13 protein-coding genes are annotated in these 14757 nt (G+C 55.5%); 11 read left to right on the top strand and 2 right to left on the bottom strand.

The genetic code is table 11. The features are described 5' to 3' along the window. The first annotated feature begins 29 nt into the window (after window positions 1–29). The 11 genes from JQR86_RS01900 (at window position 30) to JQR86_RS01850 (ending at window position 13887) form a co-directional block, all read left to right on the top strand. Complete coding sequence (locus tag JQR86_RS01900) at window positions 30–2843, top strand: LPS-assembly protein LptD (protein ID WP_407362426.1); 2814 nt, start codon at window positions 30–32, stop codon at window positions 2841–2843. Next, window positions 2824–4119, top strand: coding sequence for a peptidylprolyl isomerase (locus JQR86_RS01895; protein WP_026004190.1), 1296 nt, complete (start codon window positions 2824–2826; stop codon window positions 4117–4119). Before JQR86_RS01900 ends, JQR86_RS01895 begins: the two co-directional genes overlap by 20 nt. Beyond that, a complete protein-coding gene (pdxA, locus tag JQR86_RS01890; protein WP_122044713.1) occupies window positions 4119–5114 on the top strand; it encodes a 4-hydroxythreonine-4-phosphate dehydrogenase PdxA in 996 nt (331 codons plus the stop codon). Before JQR86_RS01895 ends, pdxA begins: the two co-directional genes overlap by 1 nt. Then, on the top strand, window positions 5107–5910 hold the full coding sequence (gene rsmA, locus JQR86_RS01885; protein WP_407362427.1) for a 16S rRNA (adenine(1518)-N(6)/adenine(1519)-N(6))-dimethyltransferase RsmA: 804 nt from the start codon (window positions 5107–5109) through the stop codon (window positions 5908–5910). The genes pdxA and rsmA overlap by 8 nt, the downstream gene beginning before the upstream one ends. A gap of 40 nt (window positions 5911–5950) precedes the next feature. Further along, window positions 5951–6331: a Co2+/Mg2+ efflux protein ApaG gene (gene apaG / locus JQR86_RS01880; RefSeq protein ID WP_010795978.1), complete on the top strand. Its 381-nt coding sequence runs from the start codon at window positions 5951–5953 to the stop codon at window positions 6329–6331. Next, window positions 6331–7152: a symmetrical bis(5'-nucleosyl)-tetraphosphatase gene (locus JQR86_RS01875; RefSeq protein WP_150346480.1), complete on the top strand. Its 822-nt coding sequence runs from the start codon at window positions 6331–6333 to the stop codon at window positions 7150–7152. Before apaG ends, JQR86_RS01875 begins: the two co-directional genes overlap by 1 nt. A gap of 2 nt (window positions 7153–7154) precedes the next feature. Continuing rightward, a complete protein-coding gene (gene glpE / locus JQR86_RS01870; protein ID WP_010795980.1) occupies window positions 7155–7481 on the top strand; it encodes a thiosulfate sulfurtransferase GlpE in 327 nt (108 codons plus the stop codon). 259 nt (window positions 7482–7740) lie between these two features. Then, complete coding sequence (locus JQR86_RS01865) at window positions 7741–9663, top strand: PrkA family serine protein kinase (RefSeq protein ID WP_010795981.1); 1923 nt, start codon at window positions 7741–7743, stop codon at window positions 9661–9663. A 138-nt stretch (window positions 9664–9801) separates the two neighbouring features. Further along, a complete protein-coding gene (locus JQR86_RS01860; protein WP_010795982.1) occupies window positions 9802–11076 on the top strand; it encodes a YeaH/YhbH family protein in 1275 nt (424 codons plus the stop codon). Continuing rightward, window positions 11073–12620, top strand: coding sequence for a SpoVR family protein (locus JQR86_RS01855; protein WP_286788973.1), 1548 nt, complete (start codon window positions 11073–11075; stop codon window positions 12618–12620). Before JQR86_RS01860 ends, JQR86_RS01855 begins: the two co-directional genes overlap by 4 nt. Before the next feature lie 91 nt (window positions 12621–12711). Further along, window positions 12712–13887 (top strand): multifunctional CCA addition/repair protein, encoded by a 1176-nt coding sequence (locus JQR86_RS01850; protein ID WP_407362429.1) that lies wholly within the window; start codon window positions 12712–12714, stop codon window positions 13885–13887. On the opposite strand, the gene folK is transcribed toward JQR86_RS01850, so the two are convergent. Continuing rightward, on the bottom strand, window positions 13866–14402 hold the full coding sequence (gene folK / locus JQR86_RS01845) for a 2-amino-4-hydroxy-6-hydroxymethyldihydropteridine diphosphokinase (protein WP_010795985.1): 537 nt from the start codon (window positions 14400–14402) through the stop codon (window positions 13866–13868). The two genes, JQR86_RS01850 and folK, sit on opposite strands and share 22 nt — an antisense overlap. Then, window positions 14393–14746 carry a dihydroneopterin aldolase gene (folB, locus tag JQR86_RS01840; RefSeq protein WP_010795986.1) on the bottom strand — a complete coding sequence of 118 codons (354 nt, stop codon included), beginning with the start codon at window positions 14744–14746 and terminating at the stop codon, window positions 14393–14395. Before folB ends, folK begins: the two co-directional genes overlap by 10 nt. Between the last annotated feature and the right edge of the window lie 11 nt (window positions 14747–14757).

The following is a 14757-nucleotide window of genomic DNA, read 5'->3' as shown; positions in this document are numbered from 1 at the left end:
GGCCGATGGCGCGCAGGATAACTTTAAGGATGGCCGTGAAATCCCCCGCGTTTCGCAGAAAGTTTCCCTTGCTGGTTACTGGCAGTCTGCTGGCTTTTCAGCCGCTGACCTCCGTTCTTGCTGCTCCGGCAGCCCAGCAGTTCAACTGCGCTCCTTCCGCCACAGGCGGCTGGGCGTGTAATACTACCGAGGCCACGAGTAATGTGCCTCCCCGCCCAGCTCATACGGAGTCGGCTGTCAGTGCAGGCGATGGCCCGCAGACCGCAGCCGCCCGAGAGCCGGAGAAGACGCTGGTCACCGAGAGCGAAGGCCGAGGCCTTGCTTCCCGAAGCGCGGACTATAGCCATCTGGATTGGGTGCCGCGTGAAAAGCTGACCCCTGCGCAGCTGGCGGAAACAGGCCCCTACTGCTCGGGCGCCTATGTCGAGCCACAGCGCCCCGGCATGAATGACAAAACGCCGATGAGCGAATCGCCGACGTACGTCACCGCCAAGGTGTCTCGCTATCAGGAAGAGACTCAAACCGCCACCCTCGCAGGTGATGTAATCCTGCGGCAAGGTCACATGCAGGTCGAGGCGAATGAGGCCAACCTGCATCGGACTGACAACCGGGGCGAGCTGAACGGTAACGTCAAGTTCCGTGACAATGGCATGCTCGTGGTGGGCGACAATGCTCAAGTGCAACTCGACAACGGCGCCGTTCAGGTGGATAACGCCGAATACGTTGTGCACCAGAGCCGCATTCGGGGCAGCGCGCTGTATGTCAAGCGCGGCGAAGACGCCATTATCCGTCTAAAAGACGGTACCTATACGACATGCGAGCCGGGCAGCAACTCATGGACCGTCAAGGGCAATAACGTTACGTTGAACCCCGCGACCGGCCTGGGCTATGCCACCAACGCGACCTTGCGCGTCAAGGACTTCCCGGTCCTCTATACACCGTTCATTTATTTCCCGATCGATAATCGTCGTCAGTCAGGCTTCCTGCCGCCGACCATTGCCTCGTCGAGCGATAACGGTCTAACCGTCGTAACGCCCTACTACTTCAACCTGGCGCCCAATTACGACGCGACTCTGTACCCACGCTACATGACCAAGCGCGGCCTGATGATGGAAGGTGAGTTCCGTTATCTGACACGCAGCAGCGAAGGTCAGATCAGCGCGGCGTACCTGAACGATCAGGAAAATGATCATGAAGGCATGCCGGAAGCAACGGACAGGCGCTGGCTGTACGGTTGGAAAAACCGCACAGGCCTGGACTCCCGCTGGCTGGCAGAAGTCGACTACACCAAGATCAGCGATCCGTATTACTTCCAGGATCTGGATACCGATCTAGGCATCAGCAAACCCACCTACGTCAACCAGCAGGGCCAACTGACGTACCGTGGTGATACCTATACGGCGCGCTTGAACGCACAGGCTTACCAGCTCGCTACGGTATCCGACGTGACACCGTATAACCGCCTGCCACAACTCACATTGGATGGGCGCCTGCCTTACAACCCAGGCGGTCTGCAGTTTACCTATGGTACTGAGTTTGTTCGATTTGAACGCAGCCTGGATGACAAAACTTACTTTGACCTAGACGAAAACGGTAACGAAATCAATCGTCGCTCTCGCCCTGATGTGAGACTGTTTGGCTTGACGCGGGCTGAAGGCGATCGTATCCATGCTGAGCCTAGTATTTCTCTGCCAATGAATGCCAGCTGGGGCTATCTGACGCCGTCTGCTCGGTACGCCTACACCCGGTACGACTTGGACCTTGACGCCCAAGGCAAAAACGATCTGAACTCTCCGTTATCAGCTAGTCGCCGACGGTTCTCTGGCTCCACCTTGCAAAGCTTTAATGGCAGCCCAAGCCGCTCCGTCCCGATCATCAGCATCGATAGCGGTCTTTATTTTGATCGTGAGTCCAATCTGTTCGGTGAGGGTGGCAAGCAGACTCTGGAGCCTCGTGCCAAGTACTTGTATGTCCCATACAAGGATCAGGATGACATCCCGGTATTCGATACCAGTGAATATACCTTCAGCTATGACTCCCTGTGGCGCGATAATCGCTTCACAGGCAGAGACCGGATTGGCGATGCCAATCAGTTGGCTTTGGGCACAACCTCTCGACTCATCGAGCCAAATGGATTCGAGCGAGCCAATGTCAGCTTTGGCCAGCTGTTCTATTTCCGCGATCGCCGCGTACAGCTGCCAGGTTTGACGGAAGATGATATTGCCTACGCCCGCAGCGTTGGCCAGGACGTCGATAACCCTCAGGCTGACTCCTGGCGCTCGCCTTATGCGTTAGCCGGTATATACCGCTTTAATCGCGACTGGCGTGTCAATGGTGAGTTCAATTGGGATCCGACCATCAACCACACGGACTCTGGCAGCGTAATGTTCCATTACCAGCCGGAAAGCGATCCGCGGAAGATTGTCAACGCAGGCTATCGCTACCGTAATAACACCCGTGTTTATAATCCTAGATTAGGCCGTTTTGCTTACAGTAGCGATGAGTACAAAGTCAATCAGCATGATTTCTCAGTGATCTGGCCGATCGTTCCGCAGTGGTCCGCCATTGCCCGCTGGCAATTCGACTACAACAAGAGCCGTACACTCGAGGCCTTTGGCGGCTTCGAATATGACAGCTGCTGCTGGAAGCTGCGTCTGATCAACCGCTACTGGGTCGATACGGATGATGATGCTTTCTATAGCTCACAAACATCCAAGTCTGACCGCGGCGTCTTCCTGCAGATCGTCCTGAAAGGGCTCGGCAACGTCTTTGGTGGTAAGACCGAAGGCTTCCTGGATAAAGGCATTCAAGGCTATCGTGAACGTGAAGACCAAGCTATGTAACGCCATGCGCCCACTTGCTCTAGGTGTAGCGCTGACTATCAGCTCAATGGCCCATGCTGCCGTGGTACCGCTGGACCGAGTGGTTGCCATTGTAGACAACGATGTGGTGATGGAGAGTCAGCTCAGGCAGCGCCTGACCGAGGTGAAGCAGAACATTGCCAAGCGGGGCGGCGAAGTACCGCCCGACAGCGCTGTAGAAAATCAGGTACTGGAACGGCTGATTTTGGAAGACATACAGCTGCAGATCGCTGAGCGTAGCGGCATTCGTATCTCGGAAGACGAGCTCAACCAAGCGGTTGCCACAATCGCTCAGCGCAACGGACTGAGCGTGGCTCAGTTTCGTCAGGCGCTGGCTCAGGATGGCCTGACCTATGACGATGTTCGCGACCAGGTACGTCGTGAGTTGACTATCAGTCGCGTACGGCAGCGTCAGGTAGCCCAGCGCATTCAAATCAGTCAGCAGGAAGTGCAGAATTTCCTGAACTCCGATTTGGGCCGCATTCAGCTATCAGAAGAATACCGCCTGGCCAATATTCTGATTCCTGTGGCGGATAGCGCTTCTTCCAGTGAAATCCAGGCTGCTGGCCAAAAGGCCATGCAGATCTATAACAAGGCTCGTCAGGGTGCTGACTTTGGCGAACTTGCCATTGCCAACTCGGCTGGCGATAACGCCTTGGATGGCGGTGAGATAGGCTGGCGGAAAGCCGCCCAGCTTCCACCTCCCTTCGATCAGATGATCAGCTCGATGAAGCCAGGTGACGTCACTGAGCCTGCTCGTGTACCGGGCGGTATTATCATCCTCAAGGTTGAGGAGAAGCGTGGCGGCGAAAGCTCGGTGGTTGACGAAGTTCATGTCCGCCATATTCTGCTAAAGCCAAACGAAATTCGCAGCGACGAGGAGACACGTCGTCTAGCGGAACGTCTGCGTGAGCGCATCGAGGGTGGTGAAGACTTTGCCGAACTGGCCAAGAGCTTTTCGGAAGATCCCGGTTCGGCACTTAACGGTGGCGACCTGAACTGGATCAACCCGGAGTCTCTGGTACCTGAGTTCCGCGAGGTCATGAACAGCACCTCTGCAGGCCAGCTGTCTCAGCCTTTCCGTACGCAATATGGCTGGCACATTCTGGAAGTCCTGGGTCGTCGCGCTACGGACAACAGCGAGCAGGTTCGTCAACAGCAAGCCCTCAACCTTCTGCGTAACCGCAAGTACGATCAGGAGCTGCAGCTGTGGCTGCGTCAGATCCGCGACGAGGCTTACGTGGAAATCAAAAAGTGATAGGGCCAAAGCGCTTTGCTTTGACGCCCGGGGAGCCAGCAGGCATCGGTCCGGACCTTTGCCTGCTGCTTGCTCAGCATCCTCAGCCCTACCCTCTTATTGCTATTGCCAGCCAGTCTCTACTTGCCGAGCGAGCCCAGCAGCTCGGCCTCTCAATTTCCCTTATCAGCGTTACGCCATCTGACTGGCCTGTAGAGCCCACTAACGCCGGGGCGCTTTATGTATGGGACACACCACTAGGCGCACCCGTGGTGGCTGGCCAATTGAGTCCTGCCAATGGTCACTATGTTCTGGAAACCCTGACTCGGGCCGCGCAGGGCTGCCTCAATGGCCACTTTGCCGGCATGATTACCGCACCGGTTCACAAGGGCGTGATCAATGAAGCAGGCGTTGCGTTCTCCGGACATACCGAATTTCTTGCCGACCTGACCCATACTCCGCAGGTTGTCATGATGTTGGCAACAAGGGGCCTGCGCGTGGCTCTTGTCACTACGCACTTGCCCTTACGTGAAGTGGCGGACGCCATCACTGGCGAGCGTGTCCAGCGTGTAGCGCGGATACTTCAGGCTGACCTGCAAGAGAAATTCGGTATTCCGAAGCCGCGAATTCTGGTCTGTGGCCTCAATCCCCACGCCGGCGAAGGCGGACACCTGGGCCGGGAAGAGATCGAGATCATCGAGCCTGCACTTGAGCAGTTGCGTGAAGAAGGCCTTGAACTGATAGGCCCTTTGCCAGCTGATACACTATTCACACCCAAATACCTTGATCACTGCGACGCCGTGCTCGCCATGTATCACGACCAGGGCCTGCCTGTGCTCAAGCACAAAGGCTTTGGTGCCGCGGTCAATATTACCTTAGGCCTACCGATCATTCGTACATCGGTCGACCATGGTACCGCCCTAGATCTGGCCGGAACGGGCCAAGTCGATACCGGCAGCCTGAGCGTTGCCCTGGAGACGGCCTATCAAATGGCCGAAACACATATCAATGACTGAGCTTTATCAACACAAGGCGCGCAAGCGTTTTGGACAGAATTTTCTTCATGATGCCGGCGTCATCCACCGCATCCTGCGCGCCATCAATGGAAAGGCAGGTGAACATCTGCTGGAAATCGGCCCTGGCCAAGGGGCGCTCACGGAAGGACTACTGTCCAGTGGCGCAACGCTGGATGTCATAGAGCTTGACCAGGATCTTATCCCCCTGCTCAAGCTAAAGTTTGGCCTGAACCCCCAGTTCACCCTCCATCAGGGTGATGCCCTCAAGTTCAATTTTGCCGAACTGGTTAGTGGCGAGAAGCTGCGTGTCGTGGGCAACCTGCCCTACAACATTTCCACTCCATTGATCTTCCATCTTTTGGACCATGCAGACGTTATCTCCGACATGCACTTCATGCTGCAGAAGGAAGTCGTCGAGCGGCTGGCAGCAGAGCCAGGCGGCGGCGATTGGGGACGTCTGTCAATCATGGTTCAATACCATTGCCGCGTTGAGCACCTGTTCAATGTAGGCCCTGGTGCATTCAATCCTCCACCCAAGGTGGATTCGGCCATTGTGCGCCTTGCTCCACATACCGAACGTCCGTATACCGCTAAAAATCCAAAGATGCTTGAGCGAGTCGTACGTGAAGCGTTCAATCAGCGCCGCAAGACTCTGCGCAATACACTCAAGAGTCTCATGAACAGTGATGCCATCGAGGCTGCCGGCGTTGAGCCGGGTCTACGCCCCGAGCAACTCGATATCGCAGCCTTTGTCCGCTTGGCCAATGCCTTGGCAGATCAGCCACAGAGCAACTAAGGTCATCTGAATAACCTGAATATTTAAGAGGTCAGCCTCAGTGTCCGACCCACGCTATTCCATTAAAGTGGCTGTTTCCACACGCTACCTGCCGGAGCAGTCTCAGGAGGCGCAGAATCGCTTCGCCTTCGCCTATGACGTCACCATTACCAATGAGGGCAGCCTGCCGGCACAGCTGCATGCACGCCACTGGATCATTACCGATGGCAATGGTCGGACCCAGGAGGTGCGCGGTGCTGGCGTGGTAGGCGAACAGCCTGTACTCGCACCAGGAGCAACGCACCAATACAGCAGCGGTACGGTGCTCGAAACCCGCGTAGGCAGTATGCGTGGCAGTTATCAGATGGAGGCCAGTGACGGCCATACCTTCGATGCCGTTATTGCGCCCTTCCGCCTCGCTGTTCCAGGTTCCTTACACTGATGACGCTTTATGCCGTTGGCGACTTGCAAGGTTGCCTTGACCCGCTCAAGTGCCTGCTCGAAGAAGTAGACTTCGATCCTGCGCAGGACCGTCTCTGGCTGGTTGGTGACCTGGTCAACCGTGGCCCGCAATCACTGGAAACGCTGCGTTTCCTGTATGACATGCGGGAATCCATCGTCACCGTACTGGGCAACCATGACCTTCATCTTCTGGCGGTTTCGCTCCATCCCGAACGCATGAAGAAAAGCGATACGCTGCGCAAGATCCTCAAGGCGTCAGACTGCGACGAGCTGCTCTCCTGGCTTCGCCAGCAGCCGCTTCTTCATTACGATGAGCCGCGCGATACGATTCTGGTTCATGCTGGTCTGCCGCCGCAGTGGACGCTGGAGAAGGCACTCTCCCTGGCCAAGGAAGTAGAAACTGTTCTGCGGGATGATGAGCACTTTCCACAGTTCATAGACGGTATGTACGGCAATGAGCCGGCACTCTGGGAGGAGAGCCTGGAGGGTGCTACTCGCTGGCGCGTTATTACCAACTACCTGACGCGCATGCGTTTCTGCGCACCGGACGGCACGCTGGAGTTGAAAACCAAGGAAGCCTCCGGCAGTGCGCCTGACGGCTATGCCCCCTGGTTCAGCCATCCTGGTCGTCTAACGCGTCAGCATCGGCTGATCTTTGGCCATTGGGCGGCACTTGAAGGCCGCTGCGATGAGCCGGGCGTGTTTGCGCTGGATACCGGCTGTGTCTGGGGCAACAAAATGACCTTACTAAATGTCGATACCGGCGAGCGCCACAGTTGCGCCTGCCAGGAAGGAGACTAAAGATGAGCGAGTTTCACTGCATTGATCCTGAACAGGCGCTGGAGCTGCGCCAGCGTGGCGCAACAGTTGTGGATATCCGCGACCCTCATAGCTACGCCACCCTGCATATTGCGGGCTCTCAGCGGATCGATAACCAGACCCTGCCCGACTTCATGGCCCAGGCCGATATGGATCAGCCGCTGGTTGTCGTGTGCTATCACGGTCATTCAAGCCAGAGCGCTGCCGCTTTTTTTTCCCAGCAGGGTTTCAGCGAAGTCTACAGCCTCGATGGCGGCTTCGAAGTCTGGCGAAGCGTATATCCCGACGAGACGGAAAGCGGCTCGTTTTGATTGATCCTTCAAGTGCTTAGCACACGCTTTTGACGATCCCGTTACACATAAGTCTAAAGAGGGGCTTCCACATCTCCATAATCGGACTATTCTTGGATTAGGCCTTCCCATTCAGGGAGCCGGATTTCCGGCGGGCCATCGGTACGACCATTAGGTGTTCGGGGGAATTCCAAACGGTTGCTCCGTCGACTGTTGCTGTTTTCCGTGCACGCGTACGACCGATCCCAGCCGGCTCGAGGGTATCCAGCGAGGAGACGTCATGAGCATTTTCAGTCACTTCCAGGGGCGTTTCGAAGCGACTCGTCAGGAAGAATATTCCCTTCAGGAATATCTTGAGATCTGCAAGAAGGACCGTACTGCCTATGCCAGTGCCGCTGAGCGCATGCTCATGGCCATTGGTGAACCGGAGCTGGTAGATACCGCCAGCGATCCGCGCCTTTCGCGCATCTTTTCCAACAAGGTGATCCGTCGTTACCCTGCTTTTGCAGACTTCCACGGGATGGAAGATTGCATCGAGCAGATCGTTTCGTATTTTCGGCATGCTGCCCAAGGCCTCGAAGAGAAAAAGCAAATCCTTTATCTCCTGGGTCCTGTAGGGGGTGGTAAATCATCATTGGCGGAAAAGCTCAAGCAGCTGATCGAGCGTGTTCCGTTTTATGCCATCAAGGACTCTCCGGTCTTTGAATCTCCGCTGGGCCTATTCAATCCTGATGAAGATGGCCAGATTCTTGAAGAGGACTATGGCATTCCTCGCCACTATCTGCGCAGCATCATGTCGCCTTGGGCAGCCAAGCGATTGCAGGAGTTCGGCGGAGATATCAGCAAGTTCCGTGTTGTAAAGCTACACCCCTCCATCCTCAACCAGATCGCTATCGCCAAGACCGAGCCAGGCGATGAGAACAACCAGGACATTTCCGCGCTTGTCGGCAAGGTCGACATTCGCAAGCTCGAGGAATATCCGCAAAACGATGCAGACGCCTATAGCTACTCAGGCGCTTTATGCCGAGCCAACCAAGGCTTGATGGAATTTGTAGAAATGTTCAAGGCACCTATCAAGGTGCTGCACCCACTCCTGACCGCAACTCAGGAAGGCAACTACAACAGTACCGAAGGTCTGGGTGCCTTGCCCTACAGTGGGATCATCCTGGCGCACTCCAACGAATCAGAATGGCATACCTTCCGTAACAACAAGAATAACGAGGCCTTCATCGACCGTATCTACATCGTTAAGGTCCCGTATTGCCTGCGTGTTTCGGATGAGATGAAGATCTACGACAAGCTCCTCATCAACAGCTCTCTATCCAAAGCTCATTGCGCGCCCGATACGCTCAAAATGCTGGCGCAGTTCTCTGTACTTTCACGCCTGAAAGAGCCTGAGAACTCGAATATCTACTCCAAGATGCGGGTATACGACGGTGAAAACCTGAAGGACACTGATCCCAAGGCCAAGTCGATTCAGGAGTATCGCGATACAGCAGGTGTCGATGAAGGCATGAACGGTTTGTCGACCCGTTTTGCCTTCAAGATTCTTTCCCGTGTCTTCAACTTTGATGCCAATGAGATTGCAGCCAACCCTGTTCATTTACTGTATGTGCTTGAGCAGCAGATCGAGCAGGAGCAGTTTCCGGCAGAAGTCCGCGAGCGCTACATGCGCTTTATCAAGGAATACCTGGCACCTCGTTATGTCGAGTTCATCGGCAAGGAGATTCAAACCGCCTACCTTGAATCGTACAGCGAATACGGACAGAACATTTTTGACCGCTACGTGTTGTACGCCGATTTCTGGATTCAGGATCAGGAATACCGTGACCCGGAAACAGGTGAAATTCTCAATCGCGCGGCGCTAAACGAGGAGCTGGAGAAGATCGAGAAGCCGGCAGGCATCAGCAATCCAAAAGACTTCCGCAACGAGATCGTCAACTTTGTGCTGCGCGCGCGTGCCAATAACAATGGCAAGAATCCCAGCTGGCTCTCTTACGAGAAGCTGCGCACGGTCATCGAGAAGAAGATGTTCTCGAACACCGAGGATCTCCTGCCGGTTATCAGCTTCAACGCCAAGGCAAGCAAGGAGGACCAACAAAAACACAACGACTTTGTGACTCGCATGGTCGAGCGTGGCTATACCGAGAAGCAAGTGCGGTTGCTGTCCGAGTGGTATCTGCGGGTACGGAAATCGCAGTAAAGAACGCAGTCGTATCGTCACAGGCAGAGACGGCGTGACCGTGCTCTGCCGTGACCTGTCCGGCGGTAGGCAAATCGCAATATGCCAAGCCTATCGTAGGACCGCGGACTGCTCCATTTCCGAGCCCGGAGGGCGTCTATGAGTTATGTCATCGACCGGCGTTTGAATGGCAAGAATAAGAGCACGGTAAACCGTACACGTTTTCTGCGGCGTTACCGCGAGCACATCAAGAAGGCGGTCGAAGAGGCCGTGAGCCGCCGTTCCATTACCGATATGGAGCATGGCGAGCAAATCAGTATTCCTGGCCGCGACATTGATGAGCCCGTGCTGCATCACGGTCGTGGCGGCAAGCAAACGACCGTTCATCCCGGTAACAAGGAATTTTCTTCAGGAGACCGCATTCCGCGCCCCCAAGGAGGCGGTGGTGGCGGCGCAGGCCAAGGCAAGGCCAGCAACAGCGGCGAAGGCATGGATGACTTCGTGTTCCAGATTACCCAGGACGAATTTCTCGACTTCATGTTCGAGGATCTTGAACTGCCGAATCTGGTGAAAAAACAGCTGACCGGCAGCGACACGTTCAAGACGGTACGTGCTGGTATCAGCAGCGAAGGGAATCCGTCGCGCATCAATATCATCCGGACTTTACGCTCCGCTCATGCCCGGCGAATTGCTCTGTCGGGCGGGAGCCGCAACAAGCTGCGCGAAGTCAAGGCAGAGCTTGCACGCCTGCGTGTCGAGGAGCCGGACAACATCACTGATATCCAGGCGCTCGAAGCCGAGATTGTGCGTCTGCGCGCCCGGATCGATAAGGTCCCGTTCCTGGATACCTTTGACCTCAAGTACAACCTGTTGAGCAAACAGCCTACGCCAAGCTCAAAGGCAGTGATGTTCTGTCTGATGGACGTTTCCGGTTCGATGACTCAGGCGACCAAGGACATCGCCAAGCGCTTTTTCATCCTGCTCTATCTGTTTCTCAAGCGTAATTACGAGCGAATCGATGTGGTGTTTATTCGTCACCACACCAGCGCACGTGAAGTGGATGAAGAGGAGTTTTTCTATTCCCGTGAAACGGGCGGCACGATTGTGTCCAGTGCATTGAAGCTCATGCAGGAAATCATGGCGGAGCGGTATCCCATCAACGAGTGGAACCTGTATGCCGCGCAGGCCTCGGACGGTGACAACTGGAATGACGACTCGCCTATCTGCAGGGATATCCTAGTCCGCCAGATACTGCCGTTCATGCAGTACTACACTTATGTAGAGATCACGCCACGGGAACATCAGGCCTTGTGGTACGAATACGAACAGGTGCGCGGGGCGTTTCCCGAGTCCTTTTCGCAACAGCAGATCGTATCGGCTGCCGATATTTACCCGGTGTTTCGTGAACTGTTCCAGCGGAGGCTTGTGTCATGAAGCGTCAGCCTATTTCCACCGGCTCGGAATGGACATTTGAGCTTGTACAGACGTATGACCGGGAAATCGGTCGTATCGCTAAGCGCTATGCCCTGGATACCTATCCCAACCAAATTGAAATTATCACAGCCGAGCAGATGATGGACGCTTACGCATCTGTTGGCATGCCTATCGGCTATAACCACTGGTCTTATGGTAAGCACTTCCTGCATACCGAAAAGCATTATAAGCGCGGGCAGATGGGCCTGGCCTATGAAATCGTGATCAATTCGGATCCTTGCATCGCCTATCTGATGGAGGAAAACACCATCACGATGCAGGCCCTCGTAATTGCCCACGCCTGTTATGGGCATAACAGCTTCTTCAAGGGCAACTACTTGTTCCGGACCTGGACAGACGCCAGTTCCATCATCGATTATTTGGTGTTCGCCAAGCAGTACATCACGCAATGCGAAGAACGCCATGGCATCGATGCGGTAGAGGACCTCCTCGATTCATGCCATGCGCTCATGAATTATGGTGTGGATCGCTACAAGCGGCCCTATCCCATTTCCGCTGAAGAGGAGCGCCGTCGGCAAAAGGAGCGTGAGGAACTCCTGCAGCGCCAGGTAAATGATCTCTGGCGTACCATCCCTAAGATGGGCGACAAGGATAAACACGAAGAGGATGCGCGCTTCCCCTCTGAGCCTCAGGAAAATATTCTTTATTTTCTCGAGAAACATGCTCCGTTACTGGAGCCTTGGCAGCGTGAAGTTATCCGGATCGTGCGCAAGATCGCTCAGTACTTCTATCCGCAGCGGCAAACGCAGGTAATGAATGAAGGCTGGGCAACCTTCTGGCATTACACCTTGCTCAACGATCTCTACGATGAAGGCCTCGTAACCGATGGCTTCATGTTCGAGTTCCTGCAGTCCCACTCAGGCGTGATCTACCAGCCAAGCTTCGACAGCCCTTATTACAGCGGCATCAACCCTTACACCTTGGGCTTTTCCATGTTCCGCGATATTCGCCGGATCTGTGAGAATCCTACCGAAGAAGACAAGCGCTGGTTCCCGGATATCGCAGGCAGCGACTGGCTCTCTACCGTTACGTTCGCGATGAAGAGCTTCAAGGACGAAAGCTTTATCCTTCAGTTTCTGTCGCCCAAGGTTATCCGGGATCTCAAGCTGTTCAGCATTCTGGACGATGATCACCGTGATGAGCTGGAAGTCGCGGCAATTCATGATGATCGGGGTTATCGCCTGATTCGTGAGCAGCTGGCAGCCCAGTACAATCTGGGCAATCGTGAGCCTAATATCCAGATCTGGAATATTAACCGTCGCGGTGATCGCTCGCTCACGTTGCGGCATACCCAGCATGATCGCAAACCCCTGGGCGATTCTACCGAGGAGGTACTCAAGCACTTGCATCGCTTATGGGGCTTTGACATTCACCTTGAAACCGCTCAGGGCGATCAGATCGTCAGCACCCAGCACGTTCCTCCCCGGGACGGCCACCGGGACCTTAACCCTCGGCGTACCGACATCGCTATCTCGCCCATCTAAATCCAAGGCCTCCTGTGAGGCCTTGTTTCTTTATATCCTTTTTGGCGTTTACCTACTTCATCGTTATCCTGCTGCCTTCAGGAGGTGAAGCATGCAGATATACAAGGTGGGTGGCGCGGTCCGGGATCGATTGCTAGGGCAGCCCGTTACGGAAGTCGATTGGGTTGTTGTCGGAGGTACCGCTGAAGAGCTTACCGCTCAGGGTTTTCGCCCCGTCGGTGCGGACTTTCCCGTCTTCCTTCATCCCAAGACCGGCGAGGAATACGCCCTGGCGCGTACTGAACGTAAAAGCGGTCGTGGCTATGGCGGCTTCACCTTTTTTGCAGACCCGGACGTCACCCTGGAAGACGATCTCATCCGCCGCGATCTGACCATCAACGCAATGGCAGAAGACGAAGCGGGCCACGTGATTGATCCCTATGGTGGCCTGAAGGATCTACATGCACGTCTGCTGCGCCATGTGTCCCCAGCGTTCATGGAGGACCCATTGCGGGTGCTGCGCGTAGCTCGTTTTGCGGCCCGCTATGCTCCGCTTGGGTTCAATGTCGCTCCGGAGACCCTTGAGCTGATGCAGCGCATGGCGACCAGCGGTGAACTGGACGCCCTGACACCCGAGCGCATGTGGAAAGAAATCTCCCGGGCGCTGATGGAGTCAAGGCCGGATGTTTTCATTCAGACCCTGCATGTCTGTGGTGCGCTGGCTGTACTGATACCCGAGATCGACTCCCTGCTCAAAGCCGATGCCGATCCGTCTACCAGCCATACCTTGCGGGTACTGCGCCAATGCGCCAGTCATAAGCAACCCCTTCCCATACGCTGGTCATGTCTACTCATGCAGGTGAAGGGCGATCAACACGAGTCAAACCAAGTTACCGACACGATCGAAGCCATCAATAACCGCTTCAAGTTGCCGCGTGACTGCAGTGAGCTGGCGTTATTGGTCAGCCAGTATCACCCGCACGTCCAGCGTGCAGCCGAGCTGAGTTCAACAGCGCTTCTGGCGCTATTCCAGTGCTTCGACCTGTTCCGTCGGCCGGCTCGCTTCGAGGAGTTCCTTCAAGCCTGTGAAATGGACCACTATGACGCAGCACTCCCCTATGCGCAGGCAAATTACATGCGCTCGGTTGCGCAGGCTGCACGCGCAGTAACAGTACAACCTTTATTGGAGAAAGGACTTAAAGGCGCCGAACTTGGGGAGGCTTTGAAGCAGTCGCGCCTCGAGGCCATCGAGGCGTATTGCCGTGACTATTCTGCTGGAAAGGCCTGACACAGCGTGGCTGGCGTCAATGCCTGTCCACGCCATGTAAACGGTACCGGCCATAAACGCTGGACCTTGGGCATCGCAGCCCAAAGAGAAGCGTAATCACGGCCATCGACAGGATGCCTAACTGTGGCGGCCAATAACGAGAGCGGCCAAAGCACAAAGGCATTCTTGAGAATTTCTGCCCGCGGCAGAATCAGCCCATCCAGGTTTCCTACGAGATCGCCATAGGTCAGAATGTCGATATCAAGCGGCAAACCGGTACGATCTGCCGCGTATCGGCCATTATCAGCCTCGATGTGCTTTAAGCGAACAATCAAGTCAGCCAGGGACAATTCTGTCTGGGCCTTGACGACCAGGTTGAAGAACGGCTCGCTCTTGATACCCACGGCCTCGCTTTCAAAAACGGGAGAGCATGCCAGCTCTCCGCATAAGGCGGACAAGGCCTCCAGTGCCGCCGTCAGATGCTGCTCACGCGCGGTATTGCTGCCAAGGCCCAGGTATACCGTGGTCAGAGACATCCGCGCTCGATCTCCACACCAACCCCTGCCGCCGTCGGTACGGCACCCGGCTTGGTAATCTTCAGCCGCAACCCGGGCAATTGAAACTCCTGCATCAAGAGACTGGCCAGGCGCTCGGCAAACGTCTCGACCAACTGGAAGCTCGACTGCTGGGCGAACGCTGTAATACGTTCTGCCACCGCGGCGTAATTCAACGTCTTGTCCAGTTCATCGCTCTCGGCGGAAGGACGAATGTCCCAAGCCATGGTGACATCCAGACGCAAGCATTGACGAATTTCGCGCTCCCAGTCATACACACCAATAACGGTGTCAACTTCCAGTCCCTCGATGAATACCTTGTCCACGACCCTCTCCA

It is taken from the genome of Pseudomonas sp. JZ134 (genome assembly GCF_051027695.1).
GTDB classification, from domain to species: Bacteria; Pseudomonadota; Gammaproteobacteria; order Pseudomonadales; family Pseudomonadaceae; genus Chryseomonas; species Chryseomonas luteola.
Note: the sequence above shows the minus strand (reverse complement) of the source record. Positions and strands in the feature narration are given on the sequence as shown.

Coding starts and splice junctions, on each gene's coding strand:
- glpE (WP_010795980.1), top strand. CDS start 7,155: ATGAGCGAGTTTCACTGCATTGATCCTGAACAGGCGCTGGAGCTGCGC.
- rsmA (WP_407362427.1), top strand. CDS start 5,107: ATGACTGAGCTTTATCAACACAAGGCGCGCAAGCGTTTTGGACAGAAT.
- JQR86_RS01865 (WP_010795981.1), top strand. CDS start 7,741: ATGAGCATTTTCAGTCACTTCCAGGGGCGTTTCGAAGCGACTCGTCAG.
- JQR86_RS01875 (WP_150346480.1), top strand. CDS start 6,331: ATGACGCTTTATGCCGTTGGCGACTTGCAAGGTTGCCTTGACCCGCTC.
- JQR86_RS01855 (WP_286788973.1), top strand. CDS start 11,073: ATGAAGCGTCAGCCTATTTCCACCGGCTCGGAATGGACATTTGAGCTT.
- folK (WP_010795985.1), bottom strand. CDS start 14,402: ATGTCTCTGACCACGGTATACCTGGGCCTTGGCAGCAATACCGCGCGT.
- JQR86_RS01860 (WP_010795982.1), top strand. CDS start 9,802: ATGAGTTATGTCATCGACCGGCGTTTGAATGGCAAGAATAAGAGCACG.
- JQR86_RS01900 (WP_407362426.1), top strand. CDS start 30: ATGGCCGTGAAATCCCCCGCGTTTCGCAGAAAGTTTCCCTTGCTGGTT.
- JQR86_RS01850 (WP_407362429.1), top strand. CDS start 12,712: ATGCAGATATACAAGGTGGGTGGCGCGGTCCGGGATCGATTGCTAGGG.